This window comes from Rhodanobacter sp. FW104-R8, from assembly GCF_001617365.1.
Lineage (GTDB): Bacteria > Pseudomonadota > Gammaproteobacteria > Xanthomonadales > Rhodanobacteraceae > Rhodanobacter.
This window is the reverse complement of sequence record NZ_LVJR01000001.1, coordinates 1-208: the sequence shown is the minus strand read 5'-3', so window position 1 is coordinate 208 and position 208 is coordinate 1. Positions and strand designations below refer to the sequence as shown.

Below are 208 nucleotides of genomic sequence, written 5' to 3'. Positions count from 1 at the left end.
GGACTTCGAGGCCGAGGTGTACGTGCTGTCGAAGGACGAGGGTGGCCGTCATACGCCGTTCTTCAAGGGTTACCGTCCGCAGTTCTACTTCCGCACGACGGACGTGACGGGCGCGGTGACGCTGCCGGAAGGCGTGGAAATGGTGATGCCGGGCGACAACGTGAAGATGGTGGTGAGCCTGATCCACCCGATCGCGATGGACGAGGGC

The 208-nt window shown here is 63.5% G+C and carries 1 pseudogene; it reads left to right on the top strand.

Annotated elements, in window-relative coordinates:
• A pseudogene (tuf, locus tag RHOFW104R8_RS00005) lies at positions 1 to 208 on the top strand (elongation factor Tu); the annotation flags it as partial.